Genomic DNA, 16,330 nt, shown 5'->3' with positions numbered 1-16,330 from the left:
CGATTACACTGCCTTCAGCACGCGCTCGCTCTGCTCGCTGAAAAGTTCCGGCATCAGGTCGGCAAGCCGGACAACCGAGCCGCCGTTTGCACTGGAGAACGCGGCTATTCCGCAGAGCACCGACATGGCGCCGGCGCGTGATCCCGCCCGTTGGCCGAGTGGATCGGTGGTAGCGGGCTTGAAGATCATGTTGCGCATCCGGTCGTCGCCACCGTAATGGCCTCCGGAGGAATGCGGCACGGTGATCCGCTCGACCGCGCGGCCGCCCTCCTCGAAGCTGCGGACCAGCAGTATCTCGTCTGATGCCGGCGTTTCCCAGGGCTGCGCCTCGAACTGTCGCAGCTCAATGCGCCCCTTCGACCCGTTGAAGGCGATGTGGTGACCTTCGATTGGCTGGAACGTATTCAGCGAATAGGAGACGTGGACGCCGTTGCGGTAGCGGATCGTCGCGACCATCGTGTCCGGAATGTCGATGTCCTCCCGGAAAACGCATCCATCGCGAAAATAGCCGTCGATCGCCGAGGGCTCTTCGTAGAGCGCGTCGAGGAAGGGATTGGCACCGAGGTCGAGATAGAAATCGCACTCGGCCTTGTGGGGACAGAGCTTGCAGCGCGGACCGCGAAATGGCCCTTTGCGGCCGTACATCTGCAAGTCGCCAAAGGCGCTGACCGCCTCGGGATCACTGCCGAGATACCAATTGAGCAAATCGAAATGATGCGTTGCCTTGTGCACGAACAGGCTGCCGGAATGTTTCTTGTAGGCATGCCAGCGGCGGAAATAATCGGCACCGTGCGAGGTGTCGAGATACCAGTGAAAGTCGACCGATGTCACCCGGCCGATCTCACCGGCATCGAGCAGCGACTTGATGCGGGCAGCCGTCGGCGCAAAGCGATAATTGAAGGAAACATCGACCCGCCGGCCGGTCCGCTTTTCCGCGTCGGTGATGCGGCGGATCTTGTCCACGGTCGTTGTCATCGGTTTTTCGGTGATGACGTCGGCGCCAGACTCGAGCGCGCGCACCACAATGTCGTCATGGGTGTCGTCCGGCGTGCACACGATCACGAGGTCGGGCATTGTATCCCGCAGCATGGCCTCGAGGTCGGTGTAGATCGACGCCGCACTTCCGATGATCGCCCGCGCCCGCTCGGCGCGAAGCGGATTGCGGTCGACGATCGCCACCAGTTCGACGTGATCCGACCAGCCGGCAAGGAGGTCCCGCCCCCACATCGTGGTACCGCGATTGCCCGTTCCGACCAACGCAAAGCGACGTCTCTGTTCCATGATAGCCTCTTGATTGACATGCATTCGGAGATTGGTTGCCGCCGAGCGTAAAACGCCCAACATGTAAATTTAAAATACATGCTAGTCGTTAGAATCGAGGATTGTCAACGAATCAAACCAGATTTTGCGATAGCATCTTGTCATTTTTGTATCCGAGTTTCGGCTCATCAGCAGCGCGACCGGAACCGCTCGACGCAAGTCGCGACCACCTCGTCCGCGGGACGCTTCCACCAGTTTCCGGCGGAAAATATCTCGACCTCCTGACGGCCGTTGAAACCCGCATTCACGATCAGGCGTCGGATGGCCGGCAAGTCGATGACCCCGTCACCCATCATGCCGCGATCGGTCAGCATGTCGGCGGTCGGCACCAGCCAATCGCAGATATGGTGTGCGAGGATCGCCTTCATCCGCCCCGCGCGGGCAATCTGGTTGGCGAGATCCGGATCCCACCAGACGTGATAGACGTCGATCGCGACGCCGACGCCATCGCCGAGCCTCTCGCAGATGTCCAGCGCGTGGCCAAGCGTGTTCACGCAGGCGCGGTCAGCCGCATACATCGGATGCAGTGGCTCGATAGCGAGCGGCATGTTCGCCTGGCGCGCATGCGGCAACACCGCCGCGATACCGTCTGCCACCATTCTGTGCGCCTCGCCGAGATCGTGCGATCCCTTGGGCAAACCGCCGACGACCAGCACCAGGCAATCAGCGCCGAGCGCGGCGGCCTCATCGATGGCCCGGCGATTGTCATCAAGCGCGTTTTCCTGCTCCGCCCGGGTCCCCGCCGGAAAGAAGCCGCCGCGGCAGACGCCGGTCAGGTGGAGGCCGTTGGACTTGACGATCGAGACCGCCTCCTTCAGCCCCACCGCGGCCAGCTGATCGCGCCATGGCGCAATCGACGTGATACCGTGCTTCAGGCAGACGTCCACGGCCTCAGCGAAGCCGCACTGCTCGCGAATGGTTGCAAGATTGATGGATAGATCCTCGACCGGCATGCTCGTTTTCCTCCCGAGATTTCCGTTATGATCGTGTCATCGCCGACCAGTCCGGTTCGACTGACGAACCGAGGCCCCTTGCGGCCAGCGCCGACGTGAACGCGACGCGCCCACCCCGGATGGCGAGCCGGGCGCGGCCGTTCGACATGTGATAGAGGTCGCCGTGATCGTTCAGATACGCGGCCTGCTCCTCCTGAGGCGCGCCCACCATCCCGTCGACATAGTGATGGCCGTTGCGCTCGACATGCGTCGCGCCGATGAGGGCCGCAAGCACGAGATCCTGCTGCAGCGCCAGCCCTGACTGGGTCGTCAGGTCCTCCGCCGACATGAAGTAGCGATCTGTTCTTTCCTCGCTGTTCCACCTGGCAATGCGGGCACTGTTGAGGAGCGAGCGATAGAAGCCCTTGCAGGACTTGGTCGAAATTCCCGCGTAGCCAAGCGCCTTCGCCTCGACGAAGGAACCGATATCGGCATCCGACTCGTCGATCTCTAGCGGGATGCGGCAGGAAATGTCCGCAACCGATCGCGACAGCGCCTCGGCGCGGGCGATCGGCTGCTCGAAGAACAGGATCGAGCTGCGTAGCCGGGCAAGGCGCTGTTCGGCCGCAATCCGGTCGAGTAGGTCGCCGACGCCCTCGCTGCTCTCGAATTGTTCGTTGCCATCGAGCGTCGCCACGTAGCTCTCGGTCGCCGCATCGAGCACTTCGGCAATCCGGATCAACCGTCCAGTATCCTCTGCCGGACGGCCGGAGACCTTGATCTTGAAATGGCGATGGCCATAGACGGCGATGACGTCCTGAAGCGTCTGCGGCAGGCTGTCGCCGATACGCGCCCCCTCGGCGATATCTGCCGAGGTCAACGCATCGGCGAGACCGATCGTATGACGCACGGCCATCGTGGCCGCAGGAGCGAGACTTGCGAAATAGCCGTTCAGATCGAAGCTCCGCAGATCGGGCGCGGTCGCCGCGTCGATGCCCAAACGGTTGAGCCGGACTGCCTCGACGGCACTTAGCCCCTCAAGGCAGCAGACCGCATCGATAAGGGCGCGATCGAGGAGCGCCAGCCCGTAGGATGCAACAAGACCCGGCAGTCCCCGTTCAGCCGCTCGGCGGTGATGCTCCCCCTCGATTGCCGCATGAAGCGCGAAAGGTGTTCCGCTTCCCACATCGCGGTAGGCGCCGATCGCAAGTCGAAGGCTCGTGCGCAGTTGTTTGACATTGTCGTCCGGCGAAAGCACGTGGCTCTTGTCGAACCATTTGGGCATCATCATTTCCGCCGCCCTGCCGATGGCGCTGCGCCCCGACGTATCGCTGATACGCACGCGGACAAAGGCCTGCGGCGCCGCCTCAACACGTGCGGCGCCGAAGCGGAAGGGGAAGCGGAAGCGAACAGAGCGTTCGAAGACCGCCGCTTCTTCGAGCCTGATCTCGATCTTGCCGGTCACACCTTCGCCCTCAAACGACGCCATGCACGGCGAGAATGTGGCGCATGCGCTCTGCCGCCTGCGCCGGATCGGCAAGGACCCGTGCCCGGTCGGCGAGACGGAACAAATCGGCAAGATGCGCAAGCGACCGGGCACTCTCCTGGCCGCCGATCATGGTGAAATGGTCCTGAAGTCCGTTGAGATAGGCTAGGAAGACGACGCCCGTCTTATAGAAGCGCGTTGGCGCCTTGAAGATGTGCCTGGAGAGCGGAACGGTCGGCTCGAGTAGATCGAAGAACTCGCGCTGACGGTCCGCGCCAAGCGCCGCCATGGCCGCGGAAGCGGCGGGCGCGATGGCGTCGAAGATCCCGAGCAGTGCATCGGAATGGCCCTGCTCGTCGCCGGCGATCAGTTCGGCATAATTGAAGTCGTCGCCGGTGTACATGCGCACGCCCTTCGGCAGGCGTCGGCGCATCGCGATTTCCTTTTCCTTCGACAGCAACGAAACCTTGATGCCGTCGACCTTGGCCGCATGCGCCACGATAACGTCGAGGCAGGTTTCCATCGCCATCAGATGGTCGCGATTGCCCCAATAGCCTTCGAGCGCCGGATCGAACATTTCGCCAAGCCAGTGGATGATCACCGGCTCGCGCACCTGCGACAGGATGCGGTCATAGACCTTAATGTAATCGTCGGGGCCGCGCGCGGCGGCGGCAAGGGCCCGGCTCGCCATCAAGATGATCCGGCCCCCGGCAGCCTCCACCGTCTCGATCTGCGCCTCATAGGCCCTGATGATCGTATCGAGCGTCACGTCCGGTCCCGGTGCAAGATGGTCGGTCCCGGCACCGCAGGCAATCAGGGCGCCGCGGCGACCGCGCGCTTCGGCAAGCGCGCGCCGGATCAGCTCCTGCGCCTCCGCCCAGCCAAGCCCCATGCCGCGCTGGGCGGTATCCATCGCCTCGGCGACACCCAGCCCGAGGTCCCAGAGCCGGTGACGAAAGGCAAGCGTGCGCTCCCAGTCGATCGCCGGTGTCAGCCAGGGGTCGTTGTCGGCCAGCGGATCGGCGACCACATGGGCTGCGGCGAAAACGACCCGCGGGAACGATTTCGCCTCCCGCCGCGCGAGCGGGATCGGCGTTCCGGTAAGCGTGTAGGGCGTAATGCGGCCGTCGAGCGGCAGGTTGATCGTCACCATCGCCTAGAACTCCAATGCCGGCACGCCGAGCCAGCGGCGCTCGGCCCAGGATTTCAGTCCCAGTTCGGCAAGCTGCACGCCCTTGGCGCCTGCTTCAAGCCCGTAAGGCCATGGCGCATCCTCTGCGACATGGCGCAGGAACATTTCCCACTGCACCTTGAAGCCGTTGTCGAAGCCCTGCGTATCCGGAACCTCGTCCCAGGTCTTGTAGAAGTCGATCGTCTGCGGCTGATCCGGATTCCAAACCGGCTTCGGCGTATTCACCCGGTGCTGGGTCCAGCATTTTGTCAGTCCCGCGACCGCCGAGCCATGGGTGCCGTCGACCTGGAACGTCACCAGATCGTCGCGCCTTACTCGAACTGCCCATGAGGAGTTGATCTGCGCGATCACACCACCGTCGAGCTCGAAAGTCGCATAGGCGGCATCATCGGTGTCGCAATGATAACTCTGCCCGCCCTCGTTGACGCGCGCCGGGATGTGGGTGGCACCAAGGCACGACACAGCGCGGACCTCGCCGAACAGGTTGTCGAGCACGTAGCGCCAATGGCAGAGCATGTCGAGAATGATGCCGCCGCCGTCACCCTTGCGGTAGTTCCAGGATGGACGCTGTGCCGGAACGCCCCAATCGCCCTCGAACACCCAGTAGCCGAATTCGCCGCGCACCGAGAGAATCTTGCCGAAAAAGCCCGAGTCACGCAGAAGCGCCAGCTTGCGCAGGCCGGGTAGAAACAACTTGTCCTGAACGACGCCGTGTTTCAGTCCGGAGGCGCGCGCTTTGCGGGCAAGCTTGATCGCGACTTCGAGATCGTCCGAGATCGGCTTTTCGCAATAGACATGCTTGCCGGCGTCGAGCGCCCGGCTCAAGAGCTGCGCCCGCATCAGAGTCGTGCCGGCGTCAAAGAAAATCGTATCGTTTGGATTGGCAAGTGCTGCGCCGATGTCGCTCGACCAGCGGGCGATGCCGTGCTTGCGGGCAAGTTCCTCTATCTTGGCTGCATTGCGGCCAACGATGATCGGATCGATCTCAAGGCGCTCACCCGACTTCAGTATCAGGCCGCCCTGATCCCTGATGGCCAGAATGGAGCGGACAAGGTGCTGATTGTATCCCATGCGTCCGGTGACGCCGTGAAGAATGATCCCGAGACGTGCCATTGGTTCCTCCCCTGCCATCGTCGGTGAGCTGAAGGGGCGACCAGGGCCTTTGCTTCAGCCGGTAACTAAACAGTTACTTGATGGCAGAGAGAATACGCACTTGTCAACAACAAAAATGACATGTTTGGAATTATCGGCGGATTGAGGCGAGCGTCACATGGACGATATGCTGTTCCCACCGGCCGACATTCGCAGGCTCGATCAGGTCGCGCCCGAAGATCGTCGACAGGGTGTACTGGTTGGAAAGATAGAAATATCCGAGCGAGGCGATCGTCAGGTAGACGTGAAGAGGATCCGCATCCTCGATGAAGGTGCCCTCGGCTTTTCCACGCTGAAGCAGGTCGGCGAGCTCGCCGATCAGATGCGAATGCAGCTCGCGCAGGCGCTTCGACTGGCGAAGCCAACGCGCCCTATGCAGGTTCTCCGTCCCCAGCAGGCTGAGGAACTCGGGATTGTCGAGAAAATAACGCCAGGTGAATAGAGAAAGCTCGCGAATCCCGTCTTCCGGGCTCCGATTTGCAAGATCCAGCGCCCGCTCCGCCGAGCGGATATTGATGTAGGCTTGCTCGAGCACGGCGAGATAAAGCTGCTCCTTGTCCCCGAAATAATGGTAGAGCATGCGCTTGTTGGTGCCTGCTCGTTCGGCGATCGCATCGACACGGGCGCCACCCATGCCGTTGCCCGCAAATTCCACCGTTGCAGCATCCAGAATTGCCGCTCGCGTGCGCTCTGGATCGCGCTGGTTCGCGCGCTCCGACACGCCACGGCGACCACGCCCAGTTCGACCAGCCTCGCCGCCTCCATCCATCTGAGCACCCTCTCCATCGACACATTTTGCAATAGCCGCACTATCATATTGTAAAATAAAGTTACAAGGTAATGATAGAACGCTAAACAGGTGCTTGACACCTTCGCCGCTTTACAACATAACTTGTAACCAATTAGTTATTTGTTGCAAGGGAAATCAAGGGGACTGCTGGGAGGCAGTCCTCAATGAGGAGGAGGAACAGATGACACTACGCGTAAGCAGGCGGAATTTCGTCGCGGGAGGAGCAGCGCTTCTGTCGCTCGGAGCACTTGGAGCAGGCAATGCCCTCGCCCAGGACTCTCGCCTTCGGGTGCTCTGGTGGGGCTCGCAGGCCCGTGCCGACCGCACCAACAAGGTCTCGCAACTCTATCAGTCTAAGAATGCCGGCACGTCGATCAACGGCGAGTTCCTCGGATGGGGCGACTACTGGCCGCGTCTTGCCACGCAGGTCGCCGGGCGCAATGCGCCTGATGTCATACAGATGGACTACCGCTACATCGTCGAATATGCCCGCCGCGGTGCGCTGGCGCCACTGGAAGCCTATGTACCGGCCAAACTCAAGGTCGACGACTTCGACAGGTCGCAGATCGAGGGCGGCAGTGTCGACGGGCATCTCTACGGCGTCAGTCTCGGCGCCAACGCGGCCGCGACCGTGCTCAACGCGTCGGCCTTCGAGGAATGCGGCGTCGGTTTGCCGACACAGGCAACGACCTGGGAAGAATTCGCCCGCATGGGCGCAGAAATCACCAGGGCGGGCAAGCGCAAAGGCATGTACGGCCTGGCCGACGGCAGCGTCAACGAACCGCTGTTCGAAAACTGGCTGCGCCAGCGCGGCAAGGCGCTATACACAGCCGAAGGCAAGATCGCCTTCGATCTTGACGACGCTTCCGCATGGTTCGACATGTGGGCGAAATTCCGAAAAGACGGCGTCTGCGTTCCCCCGGATGTCCAGGCGCTCGACAAGAACGATATCGAGACCAACACGGTATCGATCGGTCGCTCCGCCGCATCCTTCGCCCATTCCAACCAGTTCGTCGGCTATCAGGCGATCAACAAGGACAAGCTCAGTCTCACCAACCACATGCGCATCGAAGCGGCCTCCAAGGGCGGGCACTACCGCAAGCCATCGATGTTCTTCTCCGTCTCGGCCCAGTCGAAGGCCGTCGATCAGGCCGTCGCCTACATCGACTTTTTCGTCAAGAACCCGGAAGCCATAGAAATCCTCGGCGTCGAACGCGGTATCCCGGAATCGGTTGCAATGCGCGAGGTTGTCGCAGCGAAGCTCGACCCGCAGGGCAAGATGGCACTCGACTATGTCGCCGGGCTCGGCGATCTCGTCGGTAAGCTGCCGCCGCCGCCGCCGGCAGGTGCAGGCGAGGCAGAACTCGCCCTGCGAAGCATCGGTGAGCAGGTCGGCTTCGAACAGCTTTCGCCCGCTGATGGCGGCAAGGCGCTCGTCGACGAAGTCGCACGCATCGTTGGACGAGGCTAACCGGCATGCACAGCGTGACGCGCACCGCCACGACGGCAATTGCCGTGGACGGGCCGCGGACGGTGGTGAAGGCCAAGGGGCGCCTTGCGCGCCTCTGGGCCGCCAACGGTCCGGGCTACATGTTCCTCCTGCCATGGCTGATCGGTTTCTTCGGTTTGACACTGGGGCCAGCCTTGGTCTCGCTGTACCTTTCATTCACGAACTTTGACCTCATTCGGTCTCCTGAATGGACGGGAATGGCGAACTATGTCCGGATCGCCAACGCCGATCCGAAATTCGCCGCGGCCATGAGCGTTACACTCACCTATGTGGTGCTTTCCGTTCCCTTCAAGCTGGCTTTTGCGCTGCTGGTCGCAATCGCGCTTAATCGCGGCATCAATGGACTGACCTTCTACCGGGCGATCTTCTACCTGCCGTCACTGCTCGGCGGCAGCGTTGCCATTGCGGTTCTCTGGCGGCAGCTCTTTGCCGGCGACGGGCTCGTCAATGCCGCACTCAGCCAGTTCGGCATCGAGGGCCCAAGCTGGATCTCGCATCCGAACTATTCGATCTACACGCTGGTTGCGCTGTCGGTCTGGCAGTTCGGTTCGCCGATGATCATCTTCCTCGCCGGTCTCCGGCAAATCCCGACAGACATGTATGAAGCCGCAAGCCTAGATGGGGCCTCGAAATTCCGCCAGTTCTACAAGATTACCCTGCCCCTGTTGACGCCGGTCATCTTCTTCAACGCCGTGGTCCAGACGATCGACGCGTTCAAGGCTTTCACCCCGGCCTTCATCATCTCCGGCGGCACCGGCGGACCAATCAATTCGACGCTGTTCTACACGCTCTACCTCTACCAGGAGGCGTTCGGAAACTTCCGGATGGGCTACGCCTCGGCGCTTGCCTGGATCCTCGTGGTGATCATCGCGATCTTCACCGCCTTTTCCTTCCTGACATCGCGCTACTGGGTGCACTACGATGACTGACATTTTGATGACTGCCGTCACTGCTCCGCTCCCACCTCCGCCAACCGGACGCAGCCCCATCGCCAGCGCGCTGATCCATGTCGCCCTGATCGCCGCATCGATCGCCATGATCTACCCGCTCTTATGGATGGTCTCGGCGTCCGTCCGGCCCGAGGACGAGATCTTCTCCTCGACGTCGCTCCTGCCGTCGTCGATCGATCTCGGCTCCTATGTCCGCGGCTGGTTCGGCCTCGACATTTCCTTCGGGCGCTTCTTCTGGAACTCGCTCGTCGTCTCGGTGCTGACCGTGATCGGCAACGTCGTTGCCTGTTCGCTCGCGGCCTACGCCTTCGCGCGGCTTCGGTTCGCGGGTCGGAACTTCTGGTTCGCGATCATGCTCGGCACGCTGATGATCCCCTATCACGTGACACTGATCCCGCAATATGTGCTGTTCCTCAACCTCGGCTGGGTCGACACCTACCTGCCCCTGATCGTGCCGAAGTTTCTGGCGTCGGACGCTTTCTTCATCTTCCTCATGGTCCAGTTCTTCCGCGGCATCCCGCGCGAGCTTGACGAGGCGGCGATGATGGACGGCTGCAGCCCCTGGCGCATCTACTGGAAGATCATGCTGCCCTTGTCGCTTCCGGTTCTGGCAACGGCCGCAATCTTCTCCTTCATCTGGACCTGGGACGATTTCTTCGGTCCGCTGATCTACCTCAACGACATGAACAATTACACCATCCAGCTTGGCCTCAGAACCTTCGTAGACTCGAGCAGCACGTCCGACTGGGGCGGTCTGTTCGCCATGTCGACGCTGTCGCTGGTGCCGGTGTTCTTCTTCTTCCTGTTCTTCCAGCGGCTGCTCATCGAGGGCATCGCGACGACCGGCATGAAGCGGTGACACGCCGGATCTGAATGCAATCAACGATCCCCCGCGGGATTGACCGAAGCCATGACCATACGAGGTGTCTGTATCAATGCGTGAATTGCGTTTTGCCGCCGTTGGATTGAACCACAGCCATATCTATGGCCAGGTCAATTGCCTGCTGCGTGCCGGAGCAAAACTTGTCGGCTTCCACGAAGAGGACGATAAGCTCTCTGCCGAGTTTTGTGGCGTGTATCAGGACGTGCCGCGCAAGTCGCTCGAAGAAATCCTCGAGGACAGGACGATTGGCCTCGTCACATCGGCGGCGATCTCAACGCGGCGCGCCGACCTTGCAATCTCGGTCATGCGCCATGACAAGGACGTGCTGGTTGACAAGCCCGGGATGACCTCCCTGGAACAGCTCGCCGCAGTGAAGCGCGTCCAGGCCGAAACGAGGCGGATTTTCTCGATCCTCTATTCCGAGCATTTCGAGAACAGCGCTACCGTCAAGGCCGGCGAACTCGTTGCCAAGGGCGCGATCGGCGAGGTAGTCCATACTGTCGGTCTCGGGCCGCACCGGCTGCGGCGCGAGACACGGCCGGACTGGTTCTTCCGCCGCGCCGACTATGGCGGCATCCTGAGCGACATCGCCTCACACCAGTGCGAACAATTCCTGTTCTTCACAAACGCGACGGAGGCCCGGGTGCTGTCGGCGAGCGTTTCCAACCACACCAACGCCGACCGGCCGGAACTGCAGGATAGTGGCGACATCCACCTGATAGCCGGTAAGATCACCGGCACGATTCACGTCGACTGGTTCACGCCGGACGGCATGCCGACCTGGGGTGACGGCCGTCTCTTCATCATCGGCACGGCCGGCACGATCGAAATCCGCAAGACTGTGGACCTCGCCGGCCGCGAAGGCGGCAACCACCTGTTCCTGACGGACGGGACCGGTGTCCGGTACTTCGATTGCTCGGCGCTGGAGCTGCCCTTCGGCCGGCAGTTCATCGCCGACATCCACGACCGGACGGAAACTGCAATGCCGCAGGCCCGCTGCTTCAAAGCCATGGAACTGGCGCTGACGGCGCAGGAGATGGCCGAGACCAACCAGGAAAGACACATGAGATGAGTATCTGGACAGTCGCTGTCGTCGGTTGTGGCATCGGCAGATCGCACATCGTCGAAGGCTATCTCCCTCACCCCGACAAATTCCGCGTGGCCGCCATCTGCGACCTCGACGAAACGCGGCTGAAGCAGGTCGGTGATGAGTTCTCTATCGCTCGCCGCACGACCTCGTTTGACGAGCTGCTTGCCGACGACACAATCGACATCATCGACATCTGCACGCCGCCGAGCATCCATCTCGGCCAGGTGGTCGCAGCCCTTGGGGCCGGAAAACACGTGATCTGCGAGAAGCCGCTCACCGGCTCGATTGCTGGCGTCGACAAGATCATCGAGGCGGAAAAGAACGCCAAGGGCGTGCTTATGCCGATCTTTCAGTATCGATACGGAGACGGCATCGAGCAGGCCAGGCGCATCATCGACGCCGGCATCGCCGGCAAGCCCTATCTCGGCGCGGTCGAGACCTTTTGGCTGCGCATCCCGAAATACTATTCCGTTCCCTGGCGCGGCAAATGGGCGACCGAGCTCGGCGGCGTCCTCGTCACCCACGCGCTGCACCAGCACGACATGTTGACCCATCTGATGGGACCGGTCGACAAGGTCTTTGGCCGCGTCGCGACCCGCGTCAACGACATCGAGGTCGAGGATTGCGCAACCGCGAGCCTGCTCATGCAAAACGGCGCCCTCGTCTCACTTTCCTGCACGCTGGGTTCGCAGGAGCAGATCAGCCGGCTGCGGCTGCATTTTGAGAACGTGACCTTCGAAAGCAGCCATGAGCCCTATGCACCGGGCAGGGATCCGTGGAAGATCCTCGCAGCGAACGCTGTCGTGCAGGCAAGCATCGACGCGCTGCTCGCTGACTGGAAGCCTGTCGCGCCACGCTTCACCACGCAAATGAAACACTTTCACCGGTACCTCAGCGGCGAAGGCCCGCTGCCGGTGACAAGCCGCGACGCCCGAAAAGCGCTGGAACTGGTGACGGCGATCTACCAGTCGTCCGACAGTGGTTCCGAAGTCACGTTGCCAATTACCGCGGACAGTCCGAAATATGCAGACTGGCGCGCGCGAACACGCTAGCGGCGCCCCAACCGATTAAACCAACTCCGGCCGAGCAATTCGGTGCGGCGTCAAAACACCGGGAACCGGTCCAAGGGAGGATGTGGGCGATGTCGACGAGTGTAGTCCTAGAGAAAGTTGAAAAGCGCTACGGAGCGTTCGACGTCATCCACGGCATCGACCTCAATATCGAGCCCGGAGAGTTCGTCGTCTTCGTCGGGCCGTCCGGATGCGGAAAATCGACGCTGCTGCGCATGATTGCCGGTCTCGAGGAGATCAGCGGTGGCGCCTTGCTGCTCGACCGTGAGCGCATGAACGAAGTGGCGCCGGCCAAGCGCGGCATTGCCATGGTGTTTCAGTCCTACGCGCTCTACCCGCATATGTCGGTCTACAAGAACCTGGCCTTCGGCCTTGAGACCGCAGGCTACAAGAGAGCCGAGATCGAGCCCCGCGTGCGCCGCGCCGCTGGAATTCTGCAGATCGAGAAGCTGCTTGAGCGCAAGCCGAAGCAGCTTTCGGGCGGCCAGCGCCAACGCGTCGCCATTGGCCGCGCCATCGTGCGCGAGCCGCGTATCTTCCTGTTCGACGAGCCGCTCTCCAACCTCGACGCGGAGTTGCGCGTGCAGATGCGCGTGGAGATCTCCCGCCTGCACCGCAGCCTTGGCAACACGATGATCTACGTGACACACGACCAGGTCGAGGCCATGACTATGGCCGACAAGATCGTCGTGCTCAACGCCGGTCGCATCGAGCAGGTCGGCGCACCGCTGGAACTCTATAATCATCCGGTCAACCGCTTCGTCGCCGGCTTCATCGGCAGCCCCAAGATGAACTTTCTCAATGCCCGGCTCGAAGCCTCCGATGGCGAAGGTACTGTGATGAGCGTTGGCGGTAACACCGTCCGCCTGCCGCGCCGCCTCAAGGCAGGCGCGCCCGGCGACACAGTGACCTTCGGCATCCGGCCCGAGCATCTGGTAGCCGAACGCGAGGCCTGGATCGCGCTCGGCACCGTCAATGTCGATCTCGTCGAAAACCTCGGCGGCGCGACGATGCTCTATACGACGACACCAGACGGGCAGGCGCTGACGGTCGCTCTCGACGGCCAACAGGATGTGCAACGCGGCGCCAATCTCAAGGTCTATTTCGATCCGGCCCGCTGTCACGTTTTCGCCGCTGACGGCATCGCAATCTAGTTTCAGGGTCTGCCGGGCGGTCCCCCCGGCAGTCTTCCTCAGACAAGCGCGCTGTCGTCGAAGCGTTGAACGGCGGCGCCTGCGACAGGGCTTTGAGCAATGAAAATTCCGCCTGAGAGGCTGTGCGCAGGCAGGCCGCAGTGACGCGACGACCATCGTCCTTAGCCGCGGGCCTGCAAAACATGGCATCATCGGCGCGCCGACTGGAAATGGATGGCGCTCGACGATGTCTCCCCCTGGCGAAAACTGGTTGAGCGCTCCGGCCGAAACACCGGCGCTCCAGTAGAAGCCCTCGCTGTCGATGGCGGCACCATCCGGTCGGCCGGTCGTCTCGTCAAGGATCGCGATGCGGTGGCGGTCAAACAGGAGGCCGGTTTCAGCGTCGAAGCGCCACCGGTCGATCCATTGCGCGGGGGAGTCCGAATGGAAAAGAAGATTACCCTCGGCATTCCAGGCAAGCCCGTTGGAACAGACAAGCCCCTCGACCCTGCGCTCCACGGCCCCCGACGGCGTCACGCGATAGAGGGAGGCAACCGGCCGCCGGGTCCGCAACCTCATGCATGGTTCCAACCCAGAAGGCGTCATGGGGCCGACCTTGCCGTCGTTCAGTCGTGTATCGGTCCGCTCCGCCTCGATGCTGGCAACGATCCTGCACGTTTTGCCGCATCCGGATCGAACAGGATCACCGCATTGCGAAGTGCGACAATCAGCAGGCCAGAGCGAGCAAGGCCGATGCTGCATACCTCACTATCGAAAGCCCACCAGACATGACCGGACCCGTCTAGTCCCATCCGATGCAGAGCCCTTCCCGGAATGTCGACGAAAGAAGCAATCGCGCCGATCGTCTTAGGCGGGGCTCTCCGCAACGCCGAACCTGCCGTCGGGAAGTCAGCGGAATGTTATTTTTGCATACATGTTTGATTAAAATCGCCCCGGATGCCATTTGCATCGCCCAATGCGCCCGCCCGTATTCAATATATGAAAACAAAGATATTTTGTCTCTGCGAAAACAAAGATCGGCTACTTGCAACGGGCAAACGTGTAAACTAACATTACAAATAGCTTACAAGGGAGATTTTTATGAAAACCGCCCCCGTCACCCCGGAAGACCTCGCCGCCTCGGTTCTTGCGGTGCCACCGCTGTCGCGCGATCCGGCCGGGCTGCCGCTCGAAGGCGAAAACCGCAAGCTGGTCGACTGGCTTTATTCCGGCGGCGTCACGACCTACCTTTATGGCGGCAACGCCAACCTCTACAATTTCGGCGTCGGCGGTTTTGACGGCCTGCTCGACATGCTGGAGGCGATTGCGCCCGATGAGAGCTGCTGGATGATCCCGTCGATCGGTGCCGACTTCGGCAAGGCGGCCGACCAGGCGGCGGTACTTCGCGGGCGCGACTTCCCCACAGGGATGGTCCTGCCGCTCTCATTTCCGGCAACGCCACAGGGCTTGGCCACCGGCATCGGCAAACTCGCTGACATCGCAGGCCGCCCGCTGATCCTCTACATCAAGAACGAGGGCTACATCTCCCCGGCCGATGTCGCCCGCCTGTTTAACGATGGCGCCATCTGTGCCTTGAAATATGCGGTGGTTCGTCCCAAGCCGACACATGACCCCTATTTGAAATCCATCCTCGATGCCGTCGGTTCCGGTGCGCGCATCATCGGTGGCATCGGCGAGCGCCCGGCAATCGACCATCTCGAAATTGGGCTCAACGGCTTCACGTCAGGCTCTGTCTGCATCGCGCCGCACCTGTCAATGGCAATCCTGCGCGCCTGCAAGGCAGGCCAGACGACCGAGGCGCAGCGCATCCGCGAAGCCTTCCTGCCGCTCGAAGATTTACGCGATGCCCACTCGCCGATCCGCGTGCTCCACGAGGCGGTTCGCCTTGCCGGCATCAGCGAGACAGGGCCTATCGGCGATTTCCTGTCGAATCGCGATGGCGACGAGGGTCTTGCCGCGATATCGGCGGCCGCTCTGTCCCTGAAGGCGGCCAGCGAGGCTTTCGCTGTGCCAGCATCGAAGGACGCAGCGCGAGGTTGAAATGAGCCGGTCAGAAGTCCCGATGAGACCCGACGATACGGGCGCGCGATTCGGTAAGGTGGTAGCGCATGTAGAGGCGCGCAAGGTCGCTGTTCTGGCTGGAGATCGCCTGAAAGATCTTGCGATGCTCCTCGAGCACCCGCCGTCGCCGCTCGTCGGAACCTTGCCGTGTCAGGCTGAGCGCCATGCGCATCGATCCGCTGAGGATGTCGCGCAGCTCCTGCAGCAGTCGGGGAAAGAGTTCGTTGCCGGCCGCGTCGGCGACAGCGAGATGGAAGGCGAAGTCCTCCTCCCAGCCGGTATCGCCCTTGCTGAAGGCCGCCTCGAGAGCCGCAAGCGCATCAGCAATCTGGCCGAGTTGCCGCTTGTTGCGGCGCGCAGCGGCAAGCCCGGCACATTCGGTCTCGAGCGCGAGCCGCGGCTCGAAGGCCCTGAGATAGGAGGCGATCTCGGCCGAGGCGGCGAAGTCCGTCAAGTTCTCGGATGGCCGCGACTTGACGAAGGTGCCGATGCCCTGACGCGAAACGACGAGACCATCCGCCTGCAGCCGCATCAGCGCTTCACGCACGACCGGTCGCGACACCTCGAAGTCGTGGCAGATCTGCGCTTCCGATGGGAGCTTGTCACCCTCGCCCAGCCGGCCGCTGGTAATCTGCTCGAGGATCTGCCCGTAGAGCACATCGGCAAGGCGTTCGCGCCGCGCCGGCTTCAGCTTCAACAACGCTTCGTTCAATCGCCTGCACCCACCTGTCTATTTTATG

At 62.0% G+C, this 16,330-nt stretch carries 14 protein-coding genes and 1 pseudogene; 7 read left to right on the top strand and 8 right to left on the bottom strand.

The features are described 5' to 3' along the window. Nucleotides 1-3: 3 nt before the first annotated feature. From ACSQ3F_RS24470 to ACSQ3F_RS24445, 6 genes are all read right to left on the bottom strand, one after another. Nucleotides 4-1,281 (bottom strand): Gfo/Idh/MocA family protein, encoded by a 1,278-nt coding sequence (locus tag ACSQ3F_RS24470; protein WP_436102778.1) that lies wholly within the window; start codon nt 1,279-1,281, stop codon nt 4-6. Nucleotides 1,282-1,448: 167 nt separating this feature from the next. Then, entirely contained in the window at nt 1,449-2,273 is an 825-nt protein-coding gene (locus ACSQ3F_RS24465) for a sugar phosphate isomerase/epimerase family protein (protein WP_436102777.1), read from the bottom strand. 25 nt (nt 2,274-2,298) lie between these two features. Then, nucleotides 2,299-3,741, bottom strand: a complete 1,443-nt coding sequence (locus ACSQ3F_RS24460) for a mandelate racemase (protein ID WP_436102776.1) — start codon at nt 3,739-3,741, stop codon at nt 2,299-2,301. Beyond that, the gene (locus ACSQ3F_RS24455) at nt 3,728-4,891 is read right to left on the bottom strand and encodes a dihydrodipicolinate synthase family protein (RefSeq protein ID WP_436102775.1); all 1,164 of its coding nucleotides are present in this window, start codon (nt 4,889-4,891) and stop codon (nt 3,728-3,730) included. Before ACSQ3F_RS24455 ends, ACSQ3F_RS24460 begins: the two co-directional genes overlap by 14 nt. 3 nt (nt 4,892-4,894) lie before the next feature. Beyond that, nucleotides 4,895-6,043 carry a Gfo/Idh/MocA family protein gene (locus ACSQ3F_RS24450; protein ID WP_436102774.1) on the bottom strand — a complete coding sequence of 383 codons (1,149 nt, stop codon included), beginning with the start codon at nt 6,041-6,043 and terminating at the stop codon, nt 4,895-4,897. Nucleotides 6,044-6,173: 130 nt separating this feature from the next. Further along, nucleotides 6,174-6,851 (bottom strand): TetR/AcrR family transcriptional regulator, encoded by a 678-nt coding sequence (locus ACSQ3F_RS24445; protein WP_436102773.1) that lies wholly within the window; start codon nt 6,849-6,851, stop codon nt 6,174-6,176. A 202-nt stretch (nt 6,852-7,053) separates the two neighbouring features. Between ACSQ3F_RS24445 and ACSQ3F_RS24440 the strand changes: the two genes are divergently transcribed. From ACSQ3F_RS24440 to ACSQ3F_RS24415, 6 genes are all read left to right on the top strand, one after another. Then, nucleotides 7,054-8,343, top strand: coding sequence for an ABC transporter substrate-binding protein (locus ACSQ3F_RS24440; RefSeq protein ID WP_436102772.1), 1,290 nt, complete (start codon nt 7,054-7,056; stop codon nt 8,341-8,343). Between the two features lie 5 nt (nt 8,344-8,348). Continuing rightward, on the top strand, nt 8,349-9,311 hold the full coding sequence (locus ACSQ3F_RS24435) for a carbohydrate ABC transporter permease (RefSeq protein ID WP_436102771.1): 963 nt from the start codon (nt 8,349-8,351) through the stop codon (nt 9,309-9,311). Further along, nucleotides 9,304-10,191, top strand: coding sequence for a carbohydrate ABC transporter permease (locus tag ACSQ3F_RS24430; RefSeq protein ID WP_436102770.1), 888 nt, complete (start codon nt 9,304-9,306; stop codon nt 10,189-10,191). Before ACSQ3F_RS24435 ends, ACSQ3F_RS24430 begins: the two co-directional genes overlap by 8 nt. 76 nt (nt 10,192-10,267) lie before the next feature. Then, entirely contained in the window at nt 10,268-11,287 is a 1,020-nt protein-coding gene (locus ACSQ3F_RS24425; RefSeq protein WP_436102769.1) for a Gfo/Idh/MocA family protein, read from the top strand. Next, a complete protein-coding gene (locus ACSQ3F_RS24420; RefSeq protein ID WP_436102768.1) occupies nt 11,284-12,357 on the top strand; it encodes a Gfo/Idh/MocA family protein in 1,074 nt (357 codons plus the stop codon). Before ACSQ3F_RS24425 ends, ACSQ3F_RS24420 begins: the two co-directional genes overlap by 4 nt. A gap of 89 nt (nt 12,358-12,446) precedes the next feature. Beyond that, nucleotides 12,447-13,529, top strand: coding sequence for an ABC transporter ATP-binding protein (locus ACSQ3F_RS24415; protein WP_436102767.1), 1,083 nt, complete (start codon nt 12,447-12,449; stop codon nt 13,527-13,529). Nucleotides 13,530-13,727: 198 nt separating this feature from the next. On the opposite strand, the pseudogene ACSQ3F_RS24410 reads toward ACSQ3F_RS24415, so the two are convergent. Beyond that, nucleotides 13,728-14,114 (bottom strand): annotated as a pseudogene (locus ACSQ3F_RS24410) (SMP-30/gluconolactonase/LRE family protein); the annotation flags it as partial. Between the two features lie 495 nt (nt 14,115-14,609). On the opposite strand from ACSQ3F_RS24410, the gene ACSQ3F_RS24405 reads away from it, so the two are divergent. Then, entirely contained in the window at nt 14,610-15,569 is a 960-nt protein-coding gene (locus ACSQ3F_RS24405; RefSeq protein WP_436102766.1) for a dihydrodipicolinate synthase family protein, read from the top strand. 10 nt (nt 15,570-15,579) lie between these two features. Here the strand turns inward: ACSQ3F_RS24405 and ACSQ3F_RS24400 are convergent, their stop codons facing one another. Next, entirely contained in the window at nt 15,580-16,302 is a 723-nt protein-coding gene (locus ACSQ3F_RS24400; protein WP_436102765.1) for a FadR/GntR family transcriptional regulator, read from the bottom strand. Nucleotides 16,303-16,330: the final 28 nt, after the last annotated feature.

Origin of the sequence: Pararhizobium sp. LjRoot238 (genome assembly GCF_964252955.1) — a bacterium.
Classification (GTDB): domain Bacteria; phylum Pseudomonadota; class Alphaproteobacteria; order Rhizobiales; family Rhizobiaceae; genus Pararhizobium.
Note: the sequence above shows the minus strand (reverse complement) of the source record. Positions and strands in the feature narration are given on the sequence as shown.

Coding starts and splice junctions, on each gene's coding strand:
- ACSQ3F_RS24470 (WP_436102778.1), bottom strand. CDS start 1,281: ATGGAACAGAGACGTCGCTTTGCGTTGGTCGGAACGGGCAATCGCGGT.
- ACSQ3F_RS24465 (WP_436102777.1), bottom strand. CDS start 2,273: ATGCCGGTCGAGGATCTATCCATCAATCTTGCAACCATTCGCGAGCAG.
- ACSQ3F_RS24460 (WP_436102776.1), bottom strand. CDS start 3,741: ATGGCGTCGTTTGAGGGCGAAGGTGTGACCGGCAAGATCGAGATCAGG.
- ACSQ3F_RS24455 (WP_436102775.1), bottom strand. CDS start 4,891: ATGGTGACGATCAACCTGCCGCTCGACGGCCGCATTACGCCCTACACG.
- ACSQ3F_RS24450 (WP_436102774.1), bottom strand. CDS start 6,043: ATGGCACGTCTCGGGATCATTCTTCACGGCGTCACCGGACGCATGGGA.
- ACSQ3F_RS24445 (WP_436102773.1), bottom strand. CDS start 6,851: ATGGATGGAGGCGGCGAGGCTGGTCGAACTGGGCGTGGTCGCCGTGGC.
- ACSQ3F_RS24440 (WP_436102772.1), top strand. CDS start 7,054: ATGACACTACGCGTAAGCAGGCGGAATTTCGTCGCGGGAGGAGCAGCG.
- ACSQ3F_RS24435 (WP_436102771.1), top strand. CDS start 8,349: ATGCACAGCGTGACGCGCACCGCCACGACGGCAATTGCCGTGGACGGG.
- ACSQ3F_RS24430 (WP_436102770.1), top strand. CDS start 9,304: ATGACTGACATTTTGATGACTGCCGTCACTGCTCCGCTCCCACCTCCG.
- ACSQ3F_RS24425 (WP_436102769.1), top strand. CDS start 10,268: ATGCGTGAATTGCGTTTTGCCGCCGTTGGATTGAACCACAGCCATATC.
- ACSQ3F_RS24420 (WP_436102768.1), top strand. CDS start 11,284: ATGAGTATCTGGACAGTCGCTGTCGTCGGTTGTGGCATCGGCAGATCG.
- ACSQ3F_RS24415 (WP_436102767.1), top strand. CDS start 12,447: ATGTCGACGAGTGTAGTCCTAGAGAAAGTTGAAAAGCGCTACGGAGCG.
- ACSQ3F_RS24405 (WP_436102766.1), top strand. CDS start 14,610: ATGAAAACCGCCCCCGTCACCCCGGAAGACCTCGCCGCCTCGGTTCTT.